Below are 14,933 nucleotides of genomic sequence, written 5' to 3'. Positions count from 1 at the left end.
TGAAATACTTTTAAAATTATGTTATCTTAATATTACGGCTTTGTAATGCATCCGGCTAAACGCTCCGTTCAATTATTTTAAATTTACTTATATTTAAAGATGAAATGAGTTATAAATCAATTGTCTACTTATTAATCTTGACGCAAAATGAGAAAAAATTTAAGCCTTTTTATGTTCCTTTTTTCAATGTTTACCTTTGCCCAGCAAGGCCAGCTAAGAAAGGTAGCGGCAGTAGGTTTTTTGAATGTGGAAAATTTATTTGATACTATACCTTCAGCTGATTATATTGATGGCACTAAAGCAATAAACAATCCTGCATTTCATCGGAGTATCCCATTAGATTCAATCAGATTCCTGGAGGCTGAAAAGTATGATGGTACATGGAGTGATGGCTTGTTAAAAGGGAAAAAAACAGTGAGATATCAAAGCGGATATGAAGAATTCACCCCCAAAAGCTCTAAAAACTATAATACTAAAGTTTATAAAACCAAACTTGCCAATGAAGCAAAGGTCATTTCTGAGCTTGGGTCTCAGTATACAAAAACAGCTCCCGCAGTTGTTGGTCTTATAGAAGTGGAAAACAGGCAGGTAATTCAGGACCTTATCAAAGAACCCGCTTTAGCTAAATATGATTATGGGATCATTCATTATAATTCTTACGATTACAGGGGAATTGATGTTGCATTGATCTATCAGAAGAGAAGATTTACGGTTACGAACTCTTTAAAAAAGGAATTAAAAATTTTCAATGAGACCGGAAAAAGAGAATATACAAGAGACATCCTGGTGGTAACAGGTTTTTTAGACAATGAAAAAGTAGCTTTCTTTATGAATCACTGGCCTTCCCGAAGAGGAGGAGAAGCGGTCTCATTACCTAAGAGAAATGCCGCAGCAGTACTTCTGAAACAACAAATGGACAGTGTACGGGCAGCAGATCCTTCTACTAAGCTATTTGCAATGGGAGATTTTAATGACGACCCGGTAAGTTCCAGTTTAAAGAATCACTTAAAAGCTGTAGACAATTCAAAAGATCTTAATGACAACACCCCCTATCTGAATCTGATGTATCCTCTATACAAAAAAGGAGTTGCTTCTCTGGCGTATCAGGATGCACCTAACCTATTCGATCAGATCATTGTCTCCAAAAACCTTATTTCCGATCAGGTAACAAAAGAGTACTCTGTTTACAGGGCTGAAATTTATGCTCCCGCATATCTCGTCAATAAAGAAGGAAACTATAAAGGTTATCCTTTCAGGTCCTGGAATGGGGATCAGTTTACCGGAGGATATAGCGACCATTTTCCAGCATTTGTCATTCTTCAGAAGGAACCCTAACTAAAGTACTTTTTGCGTAACTTTATAAGTATGAAAAATCTGATTTTAATAGTATGCATGTTTTGTCTGCCTTTTAGCTGTTTGTCTCAGGACAAACCTAAATCGGACAAAGAGAAATCTGAGATAAAACCGGCCAAAAATGACGATGGAGAGTGGGATATCACTGTATTGGATACTCAATATGATTATTTTTTAAATGCGGTTGCAAAACCGATGAACCAATACACAGAGTCTTACTTAAAATCAAGAAATATAATTCTGGTCAGTGAATGGAATTCCTATTATAATACAGGAAGATATAGGAATGTAATCGAATCGTCGATCAGCTATGATCCAAAAGAAAATTACGGATTAAAGTTTGAATACAAACTTTACCAGGTTTTCGCTTACGTCAATTGGAAATACGGTTTACGAATGAACGGTTTGAGCGGTAGTGATGTCACAAGATATTAATAAAAAAAGGATCAGAAATTTCTGATCCTTTTTTTTATTTTTATTGGAAACGATAAACTATTTGTTGAATAATTCCTCTACTTTATCCCAGTTTAATACATCGAAAAACGCTGTAACGTAGTCAGGTCTTCTGTTTTGATAGTTTAGGTAATAAGCATGTTCCCAAACGTCTAATCCTAAAACCGGAGTTCCCTTAACATCTGCCACAGGCATTAATGGATTGTCCTGATTAGGAGTAGAAGATACGGAAACTGAACCGTCTGCATTTTTAATCAGCCATGCCCATCCTGAACCAAATCTTGTTTTAGCAGCCTCAGAGAAATCTGTTTTAAATTTATCAAAACCACCATAGTTTTCAATAGCAGCCTTTACATTTCCTACAGGTTCTTTGCCTCCTCCCGGAGTTAAAATTTCCCAGAATAAAGAATGGTTAAAGTGTCCTCCTCCGTTATTTCTTACTGCAGGCTTATCTGTTCCTGTTTTGCAGATTTCTTCTATTGTTTTTCCAGCCAGGTCCGTACCCTCGATTGCTTTATTCAAATTATCTATATAAGCCTGGTGATGCTTTGTATAGTGAATTTCCATTGTTTTCGCATCAATAGTTGGTTCTAATGCATCGTACGCGTATCCTAGTTTTGGTAATTCAAATGACATAATTTTATTTTTTAATGTTATATTTCAAAGTTAGCCAATAATTGACCGATTATCAAAAATAGCGTATTATTTTAATAAATCTTTAACATTGATATATTATATTCCACATCCTGTTTAAAAGTAAAAAGCACAGATTATGAAAACCTGTGCTTTTTATTTAACAATATTAAATTAATCTATCTATTCATAGACATCAGGAATTCTTCGTTATTAAGAGTTCCTTTGATATTTTTATTAACAAATTCCATGGCTTCCACAGGATTCATTTCAGAAAGATATTTTCTAAAGATCCACATTCTCTGAGAAGTTACTTCATCCAGAAGAAGATCGTCCCGTCTTGTACTGGAAGAAACAAGGTCAATAGCAGGATAAATTCTTCTGTTGGCAATTTTTCTATCCAACTGAAGCTCCATATTACCTGTACCTTTGAATTCTTCAAAGATAACCTCGTCCATTTTAGAACCTGTGTCAATCAATGCTGTAGCGATAATTGTCAGGGAACCACCGCCTTCAATTTTTCTGGCTGCTCCGAAGAATCTCTTCGGCTTATGCAAAGCATTAGCATCAACCCCTCCGGAAAGAACCTTTCCAGAAGCCGGCGTTACCGTATTGTATGCTCTTGCCAATCTGGTAATGGAATCTAATAAAATAACAACATCATGGCCGCACTCAACCATTCTCTGAGCCTTTGCCAATACAAGATTAGCAACCTTAACGTGCTTTTCTGCTGCTTCATCAAATGTAGAAGCAATTACCTCTGCATTTACACTTCTTTCCATATCTGTAACTTCCTCAGGACGTTCATCGATAAGAAGAACCATCATATAAACTTCAGGATGATTAGCTGCGATAGAATTCGCAATGTCCTTAAGCAACATGGTCTTACCTGTTTTAGGCTGCGCAACGATCATTGCTCTTTGCCCCTTTCCGATTGGAGCAAACAGATCTACGATTCTCGTAGAAATGGTTGAATTGTTTCCTGTAAGGTTAAATTTTTCTTCCGGGAAAAGAGGTGTAAGGTATTCAAATGCTACCCGATCTTTGATAAATGCCAGATCACGGCCATTCACCTCCGTAGGTTTTAATAAGGAAAAGTATTTCTCACCTTCTTTTGGAAGCCTTACGATACCTTTTACTGTATCTCCGGTTTTTAATCCGAAATTTCTGATCTGTGCAGTAGATACATATACATCATCCGGAGAAGAAATATAACTAAAATCTGAAGAACGTAAAAACCCATAATTATCAGGTAAAATTTCTAACACACCTTCTATACTTACCATTCCATCAAAATGGAATTCTTTTTTAGATTCGTGTTGCTCTTCCTGCTTATCAGAATGTCTGTTTTGATTCTGATTATGGTTATTTTGGTTCTGGTTCTGATTTTTGTGAGAGTTTCCACCGTTTTGTGGATGGTTCTGGCCTTTCTGAGGTCTGGCCTGAGCTTGGGGATTACTTTGCTTTTCTTCTGCCGGAGCAGATTCCTGAGTATCTGTGTTTTTTTGTACTTCCGTCCTTTCCTGAGCAGAAGCTTCAGTGGTATTGGTATTTGGAGTAACTCTTTTCCTTTTTTTCTTTGCTTGTGGCTGCTGTGAAGCAGTATTTTCTTCTGTAGTTGAAGTAACTTCTTCCTGCTTTGGAGTTTCAGTGACAGTTTCTTTTTCTTCTGTTTTTTCTTCAACCTTTGTTGCTGTCTCTGATGGCGTTGGAACCTTTGCCTCCGTTTTAGGTTTTGCCGTCCTCTTTGGGGCGGCTTTCTTGGCAGGAGCTTTAGTTTCTTTTTCCACCGTTTTGTCTTCAGTATTCATACTGTTCTCTGTGGTGTTGAAATAATCTTTTGTAACTTTAGGGTTAGAAGCTTGAAAATCAAGAACAGCAAAAATTTTATCGTTTTCAGAGCTGTTTCTTGCAACCTTAACGCCTAAATCCTTTAAGATTTTAGTCAATTCCGTTACGGATTTTGACCTTAACGTTTCAATGTTAAACATATGTATGTAAAAATGTAATTAATTGTGAGTAAGAAAAGTAAGTCCGGTGACTTTTGTTTTCAAGTACATTGTATAATGCAAATCTACACTTATTTTTGAATTGTGCAAAATTTATGTTATTTTTGCCAAGAATTTAATATTCAATGCTACAAAGAATACAAACTATATGGATTTTTCTGGCAGTTTTAGCTGCTGTTTTTCTTTTCATCACAGGACAAGATGTTGCTGTTTTTGGTAACATTCCTGTAGTAGACAGTGCATGTATTGTACTTGTTTTAGTTGGATTACTAAGTGTATTCAGCTTTAAAAACAGAAAAAGACAAATTTTGCTGAATACAATCAGCATCATTATAAACGCTTTGTTGATTGGTGTATTGGCTTATTGGCTACTAAATTTATCCGGAGGAATTCAATTTCCTGAGAAGGGTATTGAGCCTGTTTTTCCATTAATCGCGATTATCTGTTTGTTTATTGCAAACATATATATCCGTAAAGATGAGAGGCTCGTAAAATCTGTAGACAGACTTCGATAACCTTACAACGATTTTTTGAGTAAGAACAGCTTCTTTTGAAGCTGTTTTTTTCTTTTAGACCAAGATTAAGTTTTCAATTTCTGTATTTCCTTCTTACCTCTCCATATTTTTTTAAAATCAATGCAACATTTTCTATGTTTCAACGACACATACTTATATAACAGGACTCCAATGAAAAAATTAACTTATCTCGCATTCTCGTTTTTCTCAGTAATTACCTTTGCCCAGGAAGTTCAGAAAAGTACAGTAACAACTGTTCTTTCCACACTGGCATCTGATGAAATGAAGGGCCGGGAAATTGGGACCCCGGAAAACGACAATGCCGCCCAATATATTGCCAAACTTTTTAAAGAAAACAACTTAGAATACTGCACCGGGAACTCTTACCTTGTCCCTTTTGATTATAAAGGGAAAACCGCTTATAACGTTTGTGGTATCAAAAAAGGAAAAAGCGACAAGTATTTAGGCTTTTCAGGACATTTCGATCATATCGGCACCAGTAAAAAAAGTGGTGATAACATCTACAATGGGGCAGACGACGATGCAAGCGGAATTACCACTCTTGTAGGAATCGCAGATTATTTCAAAAATAAAACTCCTGAATTTTCAATGGCATTTATTGCTTTTAACGGAGAAGAGAAAGGAATGTTAGGTTCAAGGGCGATTTCAACTAACAAGGATCTTGATCCTATTTATAATAACATGTCTGCTCTCTTTAATTTTGAAATGGTAGCTACGGAATCACAATTCGGGAAAAATGCCCTCTTCATGACAGGTGATGAATTTTCTGATCTTGATGAATTGTTTAATCAACATGCAGCAAACGGCTTGAAAATATATCCTGATCCATATGCCACACAACAGTTATTCTACAGATCCGATAACGTAAGCTTTGTTAAAAAGAAAATCATTGCACACTCGTTCTCTACAGTTGACATGACCAAAGCAACACATTATCACAATGAAAGCGACGATGTATCCGTTGTAGATTTCAATAACCTGACCCAAATCATCAATAACCTTGGGAAAACTTTTGAGAAATTAGGACCAAAGAATTTTACACCAAAATATAACGATAAAGTAAAATTCAATTAAGATCGTCTACTCTTTTAAAAATACCTAATTTTGCCTTTCCAATTTTTCATTAATGAACGAATATAAAAAAATATTAAAATTCGCACGGCCTCACCAGAAATACATATACGGAAGTTTGTTTTTCAATATCCTGTATTCTGTGTTTCAGATAGCTTCCTTAGGAACTATCCTTCCGGTCCTGGGAATGCTTTTCGGAACAATAAAACCGCAGAAATATGAATCTGCACCTGTGTATTCAGGAGATGTTATTGATTTCTTTTCCTACATAAAAGACTATTCCAATTATTATGTACAAAGCCTTGTTACTGAGTATGGTTCGCTAAAAGTACTTGCATGGCTTTGCGTTGTCACTGCTTTTATGTTTCTCTTAAGAAATGCGTTCCGTTATTTCGGATCTTTTCTTTTAATTAATTACCGGGTGGGAGTTACCAAGGATCTCCGTGGTGCGATGTACCGCAAAATACTTTCATTGCCTGTGTCATTCTTTACCGAAAGCAGAAAAGGTGATCTGATGTCCCGTATGTCCAATGATGTCGGTGAAGTGGAAGGTAATATCTTAGGTAGTTTAATTGACCTGATCAATGCACCGTTTATGCTGATCAGTACTTTGATCACCCTTTTCTTTTTAAGCCCTGAAATGACACTTTTTTCACTACTTATTTTACCGGTAATGGGAACGATGATCGCTTTAATCGGAAAAAGCCTTAAAAAAGACTCTCATGAGGCTCAGCATGAATTAGGAAATATATTCTCTATCGTGGATGAGACCCTTAAATCATCAAAGGTTATTAAAATCTTTAATGCTGAAAAAATAATGGATAACCGATTTATGCAATCGATGCACAAATGGATTTCCAGCTCTATAAGTTTAGGACGAAAAAAAGAATTGGCTTCGCCAATGAGTGAATTCCTGGGCTCTATTACATTTTTGATCATTGCTTGGTATGGAGGAAAGCAAATCATCGTTGATCAAAGTATTTCCCCTGCAGATTTCCTTGTATTTTTAGGGATGTTTTTCCAGATTTTACCTCCGGCAAAAAGTTTATCTACTTCGATTTCCAATGTTCAGAAGGGAGAAGCTTCTCTGAAAAGGGTATTGGAAATTCTGGATGCAGATGTTAAAATCGAAGAAATTGCGGCACCGGTTTCTATTACAACACTTGAAAACAATATTGAATTCAGGAATATCGGATTCTATTATGATAAGGATAATGTAATTCTTAAAAACTTTAATTTAACGATTCCAAAGGGAAAAACAGTAGCGTTAGTTGGCCAGAGCGGAAGCGGGAAGACAACAATAGCCAACCTGCTTGCCCGTTTCTATGATGTTTCCGAAGGTGAAATTTTAATTGACAATGTTGATATCAAACACCTGAAGCTACAGGAGTACAGAAAGCTATTAGGAATGGTAACCCAGGAATCCGTTCTTTTCAATGATTCTGTTTATAACAACATCTTAATGGGTAAACCTGATGCTACCAAAGAAGAGGTTATCGCAGCTGCTAAAGTGGCCAATGCAGATACTTTTATTACACAGCTTCCAAAAGGTTATGACACCAATATCGGAGATGATGGTGGTAAATTATCCGGAGGGCAGAAACAAAGGGTTTCTATTGCAAGAGCAGTTCTTAAGAACCCACCGATTATGATCCTTGATGAAGCAACTTCAGCATTAGATACAGAATCTGAAAAGTTTGTACAGGATGCTCTCGAGAAAATGATGGAAAACAGGACCTCTTTGGTTATTGCCCACAGGCTTTCGACAATACAAAAAGCAGACTGGATCGTAGTGATGGAAAAAGGGGATATCGTAGAACAGGGAAGCCACCACGACCTGATCGCGAAAAGAGGTGTTTACCACAAATTGGTTGAACTCCAGAATTTTGATTAAACCTTTTTAAATTAAATTTAAAATGAACCCCATACAAGAGTATTTCTACAGAATTGAAGAACCTGATAGAAGTACTCTTTTGTTTTTGCGGAAAAAGATCCTGGAATCTGATCCGGATAACATAACAGAGACACTAAGCTTTGGATTGCCCTTTTTTAAATACAAAAAGAAGATGCTTTGCTATTTGTATTACAGCAAAAAATATAAGAAACATTATGTAAGCTTTTATCATGGAGACAGACTGAATGCTCCGGAATTGCTCCAGGAAGGCAGAAAGAAGTTTAAAATCCTTTTAATTGACATGGATAAGGATTTACCCATACAGCTTATTTTAGAGCTTGTAAACGAGGTGAAAAAATTTATTAAGGTTTAACCTTAAACAAAAAAAGCAGCTTCTCCTGAAACTGCTTTTATATTTTTCTGATTGAAATTACTCTTTCATTTTAGCAATGATATCCAACCCTCCTTTTGTGATATCTCCGATTTTACAAATAATCTCCGTGTCCAATGGTAAGAAAACATCCATTCTTGAACCGAATTTTATAAATCCAAATTCGTGCCCTGCTTTTGCCTGATCTCCTTCATTACAATAGAAAACAATCCTTCTGGCTACATAACCCGCAATCTGCCTGAAAACAACTTTGTGATTCGTTAAACTTTCTATCGCCACAGTTGTTCTTTCATTTTCAGTAGAAGACTTTTCGTGCCATGCTACCAAATATTTTCCAGGATGGTATTTTTTATAGATCACCTCTCCGGAAACGGGATATCTGCAAATATGCACATTCAGGGGTGACATGAAGATAGAAACCTGTATTGCCTTCCCTTTCAAAAATTCCGTTTCTTCAACTTCTTTAATCATAACCACTTTCCCATCTACCGGTGCAATCACATTCTCTTTATGATCAAGAATTTCCCGGTTGGGAACTCTGAAAAACCAAAATATAAGGCTGTACACAACCAATAAAGGCATAATGATCAAAAGCGACCACATTTTAAGAAAATAAATTGCTGCAACACCAATAATGATGAAAAGGATGGTTGCTACAGTGATCGTTCCTTTCGATTCTCTATGTAATTTCATGAGTTTAAATAAATTTTTCTAAAATAAAGTACAAATATACAACAGGAACGCAGATTATAAAACTATCCAGTCTATCTAATACACCTCCGTGCCCCGGAATAATGTTTCCGCTGTCCTTAACGCCAAAACTTCTTTTAAGCTGGCTTTCTACCAGATCCCCAAGCGGAGCAAATGAAGCGACGAGAAAACCTACAACGATCCAGTTTCCACGCAGATCGTGTTGATATTTTTCAATAAAGTAAGACAATACTAATGTGAGAATAACACCTCCCGCATAACCTTCCCAGGTTTTTTTAGGAGATATCTTGGGTGCCATTTTATGTTTTCCAAAAAATTTTCCCGTAAGATAGGCAAATGTATCACTGCTCCAGATCAGAATAAACAGGAACAACACTTCTAAAGAAAACGAATTATCAAAATTAGAATATTTTGGAAGTCCCAGAGCAAAGCTAAAAGGCAGTGCAACATAAATGACCGTAAAAATCAGTTTCCCGCTATCGTAGTATAATTCTGTAGGATACTTAAATAGAGTAACTACAGCTATCCCTATTAATGATAATGCCAATATTTCGCTTAGCCTGAAATCAAAAAAGAAATCATGATAGAAGTATCTTTTGGAAAACATGTAAAAGATAACCGCAATAACGGGAAAAACAACCCACTTTTCATATCCTTTTCCAAACTTCATGATCTTCACACACTCCCATGAACCCACCAGCATTAAAAATGTTATTAAACCGTAGTACAGGTATTGCTGTTTAACGAGGTCCGGAGATATGGTATTGATCAGTTGGGCTCCGAGTGGAGTTGCACAAAGGATAATAACCGCAACGTACACAATCCCTGAAATGGTTCTTTGAATGAGATTTTTGTCCAAAATGTATAATTTAGAAATTGATGCTTAATCTTCAAGCAGCAATAAAAACAGTTTTGTATTGGAATTAGAGGATGTATCTAATTTTGACTGGCTTCCGCTGATTGAAGTCAGGTTTTTAATATTCCCATTACGCTTTATTTTTCCCATGGCATCATTCAGGTTATTAACGATCTGAGATACGTTAGCCATGATAATAATCTTACTGGGTAGTCTCGACGAATGATAATGGAGAATGTTATTGTGAGACAGCATAATTCTTCCGTCGTAAGCAATAAGATATTCACAGGTTATAAATGCAGCATCGTTGGAATGTTCCAGCTCTGAAGTAAAGGGAGTTTTTACAACATTCAAAAAATTCTGCAGTTCCTTATCCCAACAAAATATATTGTGAATGCCCTCTATTTTAATGATTTGATTCAAAGTTTGTAGAGCCTCCGCTTCATCTGCACAATAATTAAAAAATCCCCCCGAATGCGTAAATAATTGCGCAAACTTATAATCGAGATCTGCATTTTTCAGCGAATCCCCTAGCTTTTCCAAACTTTGGTTGTCATCTTCCTCGGGTTGGTTAGTTAGTTTGCTTACAATTTTTTTAAATAAACTCAACTTAATGTTTTTTAGTCAACTTTATACAAAAATAGAAAATAAATTATAATAGATTCCAAAAATGTACGTTTAAATATGAAAAAACCTGGCAATTTTGAAATTACCAGGTTTTATTTCTTTTATTTTTTAAGAATTTTAAAGTTGAGTCGGGCTTTCCGGAGCCTGAATTTCACTTTCTTCTTCTTTATCCTTGATTAGAGGAATTGTATTCGTTACCGGTCTTTCCGTCAATTCAGGATCCCAGGCTCTTTTACCGAATATTTCTTCTAAATCCTCACGGAAGATTACCTCTTTTTCCAGAAGCTTACCAGCCAGCGCATCCAGCTTATCTTTGTTTTCTGTAAGGATCTGTACTGCACGTGCATATTGATTTTCGATAATCGATTTGATCTCTACGTCAATCTTATTCGCAGTTTCCTCAGAGTAAGGTTTTCCAAAATTGTATTCCGACTGTCCTGAGCTATCATAGTACGAAATGTTACCGATATTTGGACTCAATCCGTAGATTGTAACCATAGCCTGAGCTCTTTTCGTTACTGTTTCAAGGTCAGATAATGCACCGGTAGAAATATTATTGAATATTACTTGCTCTGCTGCTCTACCTCCCAGAGTTGCACACATTTCATCCAGCATCTGCTCAGTAGTAGTAAGCTGCCTTTCTTCCGGAAGATACCATGCTGCTCCCAGGGAACGTCCTCTTGGAACGATCGTTACCTTTAAAAGTGGAGAAGCGTGTTCTACCAACCATGAAATGGTTGCGTGACCGGCTTCATGATAAGCAACTCTTTTCTTTTCAGAAGGTTTTATTGCTTTATTTTTCTTCTCAAGACCACCAATAATTCTGTCTACCGCATCAAGGAAATCCTGTTTTGTTACCGAAGTATGGTTATTTCTTGCTGCAATCAGTGCTGCCTCGTTACAAACATTGGCAATATCGGCTCCACTGAAACCAGGAGTCTGTTTTGCTAAAAACTCTCTGTCCACATTATCATCCAGTTTGATTTTCTTTAAGTGAACATCAAAAATCTGTCTTCTTTCGTGTAATTCCGGAAGGTCTACAAAGATTGAACGGTCAAAACGCCCTGCCCTCATTAAGGCTTTATCTAAAATATCAGCCCTGTTGGTAGCAGCCATTACAATAACATTGGTATCAGTCCCGAAGCCGTCCATTTCTGTAAGAAGTTGATTGAGGGTATTTTCTCTTTCGTCATTTCCTCCTGAGAAATTATTTTTTCCTCTCGCACGTCCAATAGCATCGATCTCATCAATAAAGATAATGGCAGGAGATTTAGCTTTCGCCTGAGCAAAAAGGTCTCTTACTCTTGACGCCCCAACTCCTACAAACATTTCAACAAAGTCTGAACCCGAAAGCGAAAAGAAAGGTACTTTTGCTTCTCCGGCTACTGCTTTCGCCAATAATGTTTTACCAGTTCCCGGAGGACCTACCAAAAGAACTCCTTTTGGAATTTTACCACCCAGTTTTGTATATTTTTCAGAGTTTTTAAGAAAATCTACAACTTCTTGTACCTCTTCTTTTGCTCCCTCTAATCCTGCTACATCTTTAAATGTTACCTGAATTCTTTCTTTTTCGTCAAAAAGTTTTGCCTTAGATTTACCGATAGAGAAGATTTGTCCTCCAGGACCTCCACCTCCACCCATCTTTCTGAAAAGAAGGAAGTAAAATAATCCTAAAATAGCAATCCATATCAATGCAGAGAATAAAATATCCATGAAAGGATTTTTACCCGCTCCATAATCTTTAGTTGTTTTAATAGCCGCATTTTCTGCTTTTATCTGATCAAATTTTTGAAGGAAAAGCTGAAGATCTCCGTATTTCACTGTGTAATCAGCTTTAGGAGCCATATCGAATGCTGACAAAGGATTGTTTTCTTTGGTGTTTTTATTCACCATTGCTGTTTTAGCAGCCTGAGTTAAAAATACATCAGCCTTTTCAGTGTCTTTATATATAATAATATTCTGAACTTTTCCCGATTGCATTTCTCTGAAGAAACCGTCTTCATCAATAGCTTTTGCGCTGTTGTCTCCTAAAAAGTTGGATCCAAAAAATAACAAAAGAGCTATGATCGCAATTGGAAAAAACCAGTTAAATCCTTTATTGTTCATTTATACTTTTTAAAATTAAATTTCATTTTCAATTTTGGTGATTTTCGCATCACCCCACAATTCCTCAATATCATAGTACTCACGCACCTGCTTTTGGAATATGTGAACGACCACTGTTACATAGTCTACCAAAACCCACATTGCATTATCCGTTCCTTCTACGTGCCAAGGTCTGTCATGAAGTTCGTTTCTAACTTTCTTCTCTACACTCCCCGCCAATGCAGAAACCTGTGTATTAGAGTTTCCACTGCATATTACAAACGTTTCTGCTACTGAGTTTTCGATGTTGGAAAGATCAAAGATCATAATGTCTTCTCCTTTTACATCCTGGATAGCTTCAACGATTTTATCTATTAATTCTTGCTTTTCTACTGTCTTATTCATTAAAAAAATACTATAATCTGCAAATTTATTGTTTTTTCTTTACTTTAACCTTACTTTTACCCTTTTAAAGTCTTAAAGTTTTCTTAAATGGCCCAACTGTTCTATCTAAAAGAGTGCCCTTCTACTAATGACGAAATTTCAAAGTTTTTACTTTACGAAAATTCAGATTTTATTGCTTTACATACATTTAATCAAACCAAAGGTCGCGGGCAATATGGAAATACATGGTCTTCCACTGCTGAAAAGAATGTAGCTTACACATTAGCTGTGAGCACTCATCATTTCACGCTTTCGGATTTTATGTTCAATTATTATACCGCAATTATTATCAGGGATTTCCTTGCCAATATGACTGAATGTGATGTAAAGATAAAATGGCCTAATGATATTATTCTTAAAAGTAAGAAAATAGTTGGAATATTGATTGAAAAGAAAAAAATTAATCAAAAAAATTATTTCATCATTGGCGCAGGATTCAATGTTCTACAGGAGAATTTTGATGAAATTTCGAACGCAAGCTCGCTTTCTGTTCTTACAGGTAAGAGATTCCGCCTTGAAGAATTTACTGTAAGTCTTCATGATTTCCTGATTGAAAAACTGAGCAATATTCCGACTGATGGAGAAATCCTGAAACGATTCAATGATCTTTTATTCCGTAAAGATGAGATCTCTGTTTTTGAAATCGATAAAAAGAGACAAAATGGCATTATAAAGTTTTGCGACGAAAAGGGAGAAATCTGGATTGAACTGGAAGAAGGCCTTCGTTCTTTTTACCATAAAGAGATTAAACTTCTTTACTGATTTGCTCTTTTCAGATAAAGATATAATGCAATCGGAAAGAAAATAAGGTTGGGAAACCACATGGCCAGAGCCGGAGACATGCTCTTATTTTCGGAAACTACTTTTAAAGCCTCAAATGAGAATACAAAGATAAACGCAAGAGAAATACCTATCGCCAGGTTAATTCCCAAACCTCCCCTCTTCTTTTGTGAGGAAAGTGAAAGAGCCAGAAATGTCAGGATAACAATAGAAACAGGCATGGAAGTCCTTTGGTACAACTCATTTAAATGGGTATTCAGGTTACTGTTTCCTTTTTCTTTCTCCCTTTGGATAAACTTTAAAAGCTCCGGAGTGGTTTTATTCTGCCCCAAAAGCTCATTAGGGAAAAGTTCTTCAGGTGCATGCCCATAGCTTTTCCTTAGTTCAGTTCCGTTTTTCAGCTTTTCAGAATCATCTTTATTAACATTTTTCTCAGTATAATTATTGAGAACAAATTGTTTTTTATCCTGGTCCCAATACACATCAGAAGCTTTCAGTTCATAAAGCATCTTTCTGTTGTTATCAAATTTCTGGAATATAAAACCGGAACCCCTTCGCTCCCTCTTGTTCCAGGAGTTGATAAAAATATATTCTGTTCTGCTGAGCTGTGCCGTTACCGGTGCTGTTCCCAAAACTTTTTCTTTATTGGCTGCATTATAAGTATAAGCTTCCAGCTCATTTTTTTTGATATTTGCCCATGGGAGCACAAAATGATTGACAACCAAAGATATAGACGCAATAAACAAAGAAGTAATTAAATAGGGCTTTGCAAAGCGATGAAAACTCGCTCCACTACTGATCACAGCAACAATTTCTGTATTATTTGCCATTCTGGAGGTAAAATAAATTACCGATATAAATACCAGAATAGACAAGAATGTCATGACCAAATTAATGATCCAGAACGGGTAAAAATGAACGAGAAAATAAGATAGATTTAATTTTGCATCAATTGCTGTTGCATTTTCTATCCTTGGAATTTTCTGCTGAACATCGATCACCAAAACAACTATAGACAATAATATAAGCATGAAACCAAAAGTTCCAAGATATTTTTTGATGATATACCGGTCTATAATTGTAAACATAA

At 36.1% G+C, this 14,933-nt stretch carries 15 protein-coding genes; 7 read left to right on the top strand and 8 right to left on the bottom strand.

The window, feature by feature from the left end:
- The first annotated feature begins 147 nt into the window (after window positions 1-147).
- A complete protein-coding gene (locus tag ACNFU2_RS15360; RefSeq protein WP_418122217.1) occupies window positions 148-1,335 on the top strand; it encodes an endonuclease in 1,188 nt (395 codons plus the stop codon).
- 30 nt (window positions 1,336-1,365) lie between these two features.
- A complete protein-coding gene (locus ACNFU2_RS15355) occupies window positions 1,366-1,788 on the top strand; it encodes a DUF6146 family protein (protein ID WP_273650437.1) in 423 nt (140 codons plus the stop codon).
- Window positions 1,789-1,845: 57 nt separating this feature from the next.
- Here the strand turns inward: ACNFU2_RS15355 and ACNFU2_RS15350 are convergent, their stop codons facing one another.
- A complete protein-coding gene (locus tag ACNFU2_RS15350; protein WP_418122214.1) occupies window positions 1,846-2,442 on the bottom strand; it encodes a superoxide dismutase in 597 nt (198 codons plus the stop codon).
- Between the two features lie 176 nt (window positions 2,443-2,618).
- Window positions 2,619-4,430 (bottom strand): transcription termination factor Rho, encoded by a 1,812-nt coding sequence (gene rho, locus ACNFU2_RS15345; RefSeq protein ID WP_273650436.1) that lies wholly within the window; start codon window positions 4,428-4,430, stop codon window positions 2,619-2,621.
- A 143-nt stretch (window positions 4,431-4,573) separates the two neighbouring features.
- On the opposite strand from rho, the gene ACNFU2_RS15340 reads away from it, so the two are divergent.
- The 4 genes from ACNFU2_RS15340 to ACNFU2_RS15325 all read left to right on the top strand — a co-directional run bounded on the left by ACNFU2_RS15340 (window position 4,574) and on the right by ACNFU2_RS15325 (window position 8,322).
- Entirely contained in the window at window positions 4,574-4,963 is a 390-nt protein-coding gene (locus ACNFU2_RS15340; protein WP_273650435.1) for a DUF4293 family protein, read from the top strand.
- A gap of 171 nt (window positions 4,964-5,134) precedes the next feature.
- Window positions 5,135-6,058 carry a M28 family peptidase gene (locus ACNFU2_RS15335; protein ID WP_273650434.1) on the top strand — a complete coding sequence of 308 codons (924 nt, stop codon included), beginning with the start codon at window positions 5,135-5,137 and terminating at the stop codon, window positions 6,056-6,058.
- Window positions 6,059-6,110: 52 nt separating this feature from the next.
- Complete coding sequence (locus tag ACNFU2_RS15330) at window positions 6,111-7,949, top strand: ABC transporter ATP-binding protein (RefSeq protein ID WP_172282215.1); 1,839 nt, start codon at window positions 6,111-6,113, stop codon at window positions 7,947-7,949.
- 22 nt (window positions 7,950-7,971) lie between these two features.
- Entirely contained in the window at window positions 7,972-8,322 is a 351-nt protein-coding gene (locus ACNFU2_RS15325; protein WP_172282213.1) for a DUF1801 domain-containing protein, read from the top strand.
- 57 nt (window positions 8,323-8,379) lie between these two features.
- Here ACNFU2_RS15325 and ACNFU2_RS15320 read toward each other — a convergent pair whose 3' ends face one another.
- From ACNFU2_RS15320 to rsfS, 5 genes are all read right to left on the bottom strand, one after another.
- Window positions 8,380-9,033, bottom strand: a complete 654-nt coding sequence (locus tag ACNFU2_RS15320; protein ID WP_172282211.1) for a phosphatidylserine decarboxylase family protein — start codon at window positions 9,031-9,033, stop codon at window positions 8,380-8,382.
- A gap of 4 nt (window positions 9,034-9,037) precedes the next feature.
- The gene (locus tag ACNFU2_RS15315) at window positions 9,038-9,910 is read right to left on the bottom strand and encodes a phosphatidate cytidylyltransferase (protein WP_273650433.1); all 873 of its coding nucleotides are present in this window, start codon (window positions 9,908-9,910) and stop codon (window positions 9,038-9,040) included.
- Window positions 9,911-9,934: 24 nt separating this feature from the next.
- Window positions 9,935-10,516 (bottom strand): LUD domain-containing protein, encoded by a 582-nt coding sequence (locus tag ACNFU2_RS15310; RefSeq protein ID WP_306613407.1) that lies wholly within the window; start codon window positions 10,514-10,516, stop codon window positions 9,935-9,937.
- 135 nt (window positions 10,517-10,651) lie between these two features.
- Window positions 10,652-12,640 (bottom strand): ATP-dependent zinc metalloprotease FtsH, encoded by a 1,989-nt coding sequence (gene ftsH / locus ACNFU2_RS15305; protein WP_172282205.1) that lies wholly within the window; start codon window positions 12,638-12,640, stop codon window positions 10,652-10,654.
- Window positions 12,641-12,655: 15 nt separating this feature from the next.
- Window positions 12,656-13,024 (bottom strand): ribosome silencing factor, encoded by a 369-nt coding sequence (rsfS, locus tag ACNFU2_RS15300; protein ID WP_172282203.1) that lies wholly within the window; start codon window positions 13,022-13,024, stop codon window positions 12,656-12,658.
- A gap of 87 nt (window positions 13,025-13,111) precedes the next feature.
- Here rsfS and ACNFU2_RS15295 point away from each other — a divergent pair, with 87 nt between their 5' ends.
- Window positions 13,112-13,825 carry a biotin--[acetyl-CoA-carboxylase] ligase gene (locus ACNFU2_RS15295; protein ID WP_306613405.1) on the top strand — a complete coding sequence of 238 codons (714 nt, stop codon included), beginning with the start codon at window positions 13,112-13,114 and terminating at the stop codon, window positions 13,823-13,825.
- On the opposite strand, the gene ACNFU2_RS15290 is transcribed toward ACNFU2_RS15295, so the two are convergent.
- Entirely contained in the window at window positions 13,819-14,931 is a 1,113-nt protein-coding gene (locus ACNFU2_RS15290) for an LptF/LptG family permease (protein WP_172282189.1), read from the bottom strand. The genes ACNFU2_RS15295 and ACNFU2_RS15290 overlap by 7 nt on opposite strands.
- Window positions 14,932-14,933: the final 2 nt, after the last annotated feature.

It is taken from the genome of Chryseobacterium sp. PTM-20240506 (assembly GCF_048296755.1).
In the GTDB taxonomy this organism is placed as follows: domain Bacteria; phylum Bacteroidota; class Bacteroidia; order Flavobacteriales; family Weeksellaceae; genus Chryseobacterium; species Chryseobacterium proteolyticum.
The sequence above is the reverse complement of the archived record's forward strand: the minus strand, read 5'-3'. Positions and strand labels throughout refer to the sequence as shown.

Coding starts and splice junctions, on each gene's coding strand:
- ACNFU2_RS15360 (WP_418122217.1), top strand. CDS start 148: ATGAGAAAAAATTTAAGCCTTTTTATGTTCCTTTTTTCAATGTTTACC.
- ACNFU2_RS15355 (WP_273650437.1), top strand. CDS start 1,366: ATGAAAAATCTGATTTTAATAGTATGCATGTTTTGTCTGCCTTTTAGC.
- ACNFU2_RS15350 (WP_418122214.1), bottom strand. CDS start 2,442: ATGTCATTTGAATTACCAAAACTAGGATACGCGTACGATGCATTAGAA.
- rho (WP_273650436.1), bottom strand. CDS start 4,430: ATGTTTAACATTGAAACGTTAAGGTCAAAATCCGTAACGGAATTGACT.
- ACNFU2_RS15340 (WP_273650435.1), top strand. CDS start 4,574: ATGCTACAAAGAATACAAACTATATGGATTTTTCTGGCAGTTTTAGCT.
- ACNFU2_RS15335 (WP_273650434.1), top strand. CDS start 5,135: ATGAAAAAATTAACTTATCTCGCATTCTCGTTTTTCTCAGTAATTACC.
- ACNFU2_RS15330 (WP_172282215.1), top strand. CDS start 6,111: ATGAACGAATATAAAAAAATATTAAAATTCGCACGGCCTCACCAGAAA.
- ACNFU2_RS15325 (WP_172282213.1), top strand. CDS start 7,972: ATGAACCCCATACAAGAGTATTTCTACAGAATTGAAGAACCTGATAGA.
- ACNFU2_RS15320 (WP_172282211.1), bottom strand. CDS start 9,033: ATGAAATTACATAGAGAATCGAAAGGAACGATCACTGTAGCAACCATC.
- ftsH (WP_172282205.1), bottom strand. CDS start 12,640: ATGAACAATAAAGGATTTAACTGGTTTTTTCCAATTGCGATCATAGCT.
- rsfS (WP_172282203.1), bottom strand. CDS start 13,024: ATGAATAAGACAGTAGAAAAGCAAGAATTAATAGATAAAATCGTTGAA.
- ACNFU2_RS15295 (WP_306613405.1), top strand. CDS start 13,112: ATGGCCCAACTGTTCTATCTAAAAGAGTGCCCTTCTACTAATGACGAA.
- ACNFU2_RS15290 (WP_172282189.1), bottom strand. CDS start 14,931: ATGTTTACAATTATAGACCGGTATATCATCAAAAAATATCTTGGAACT.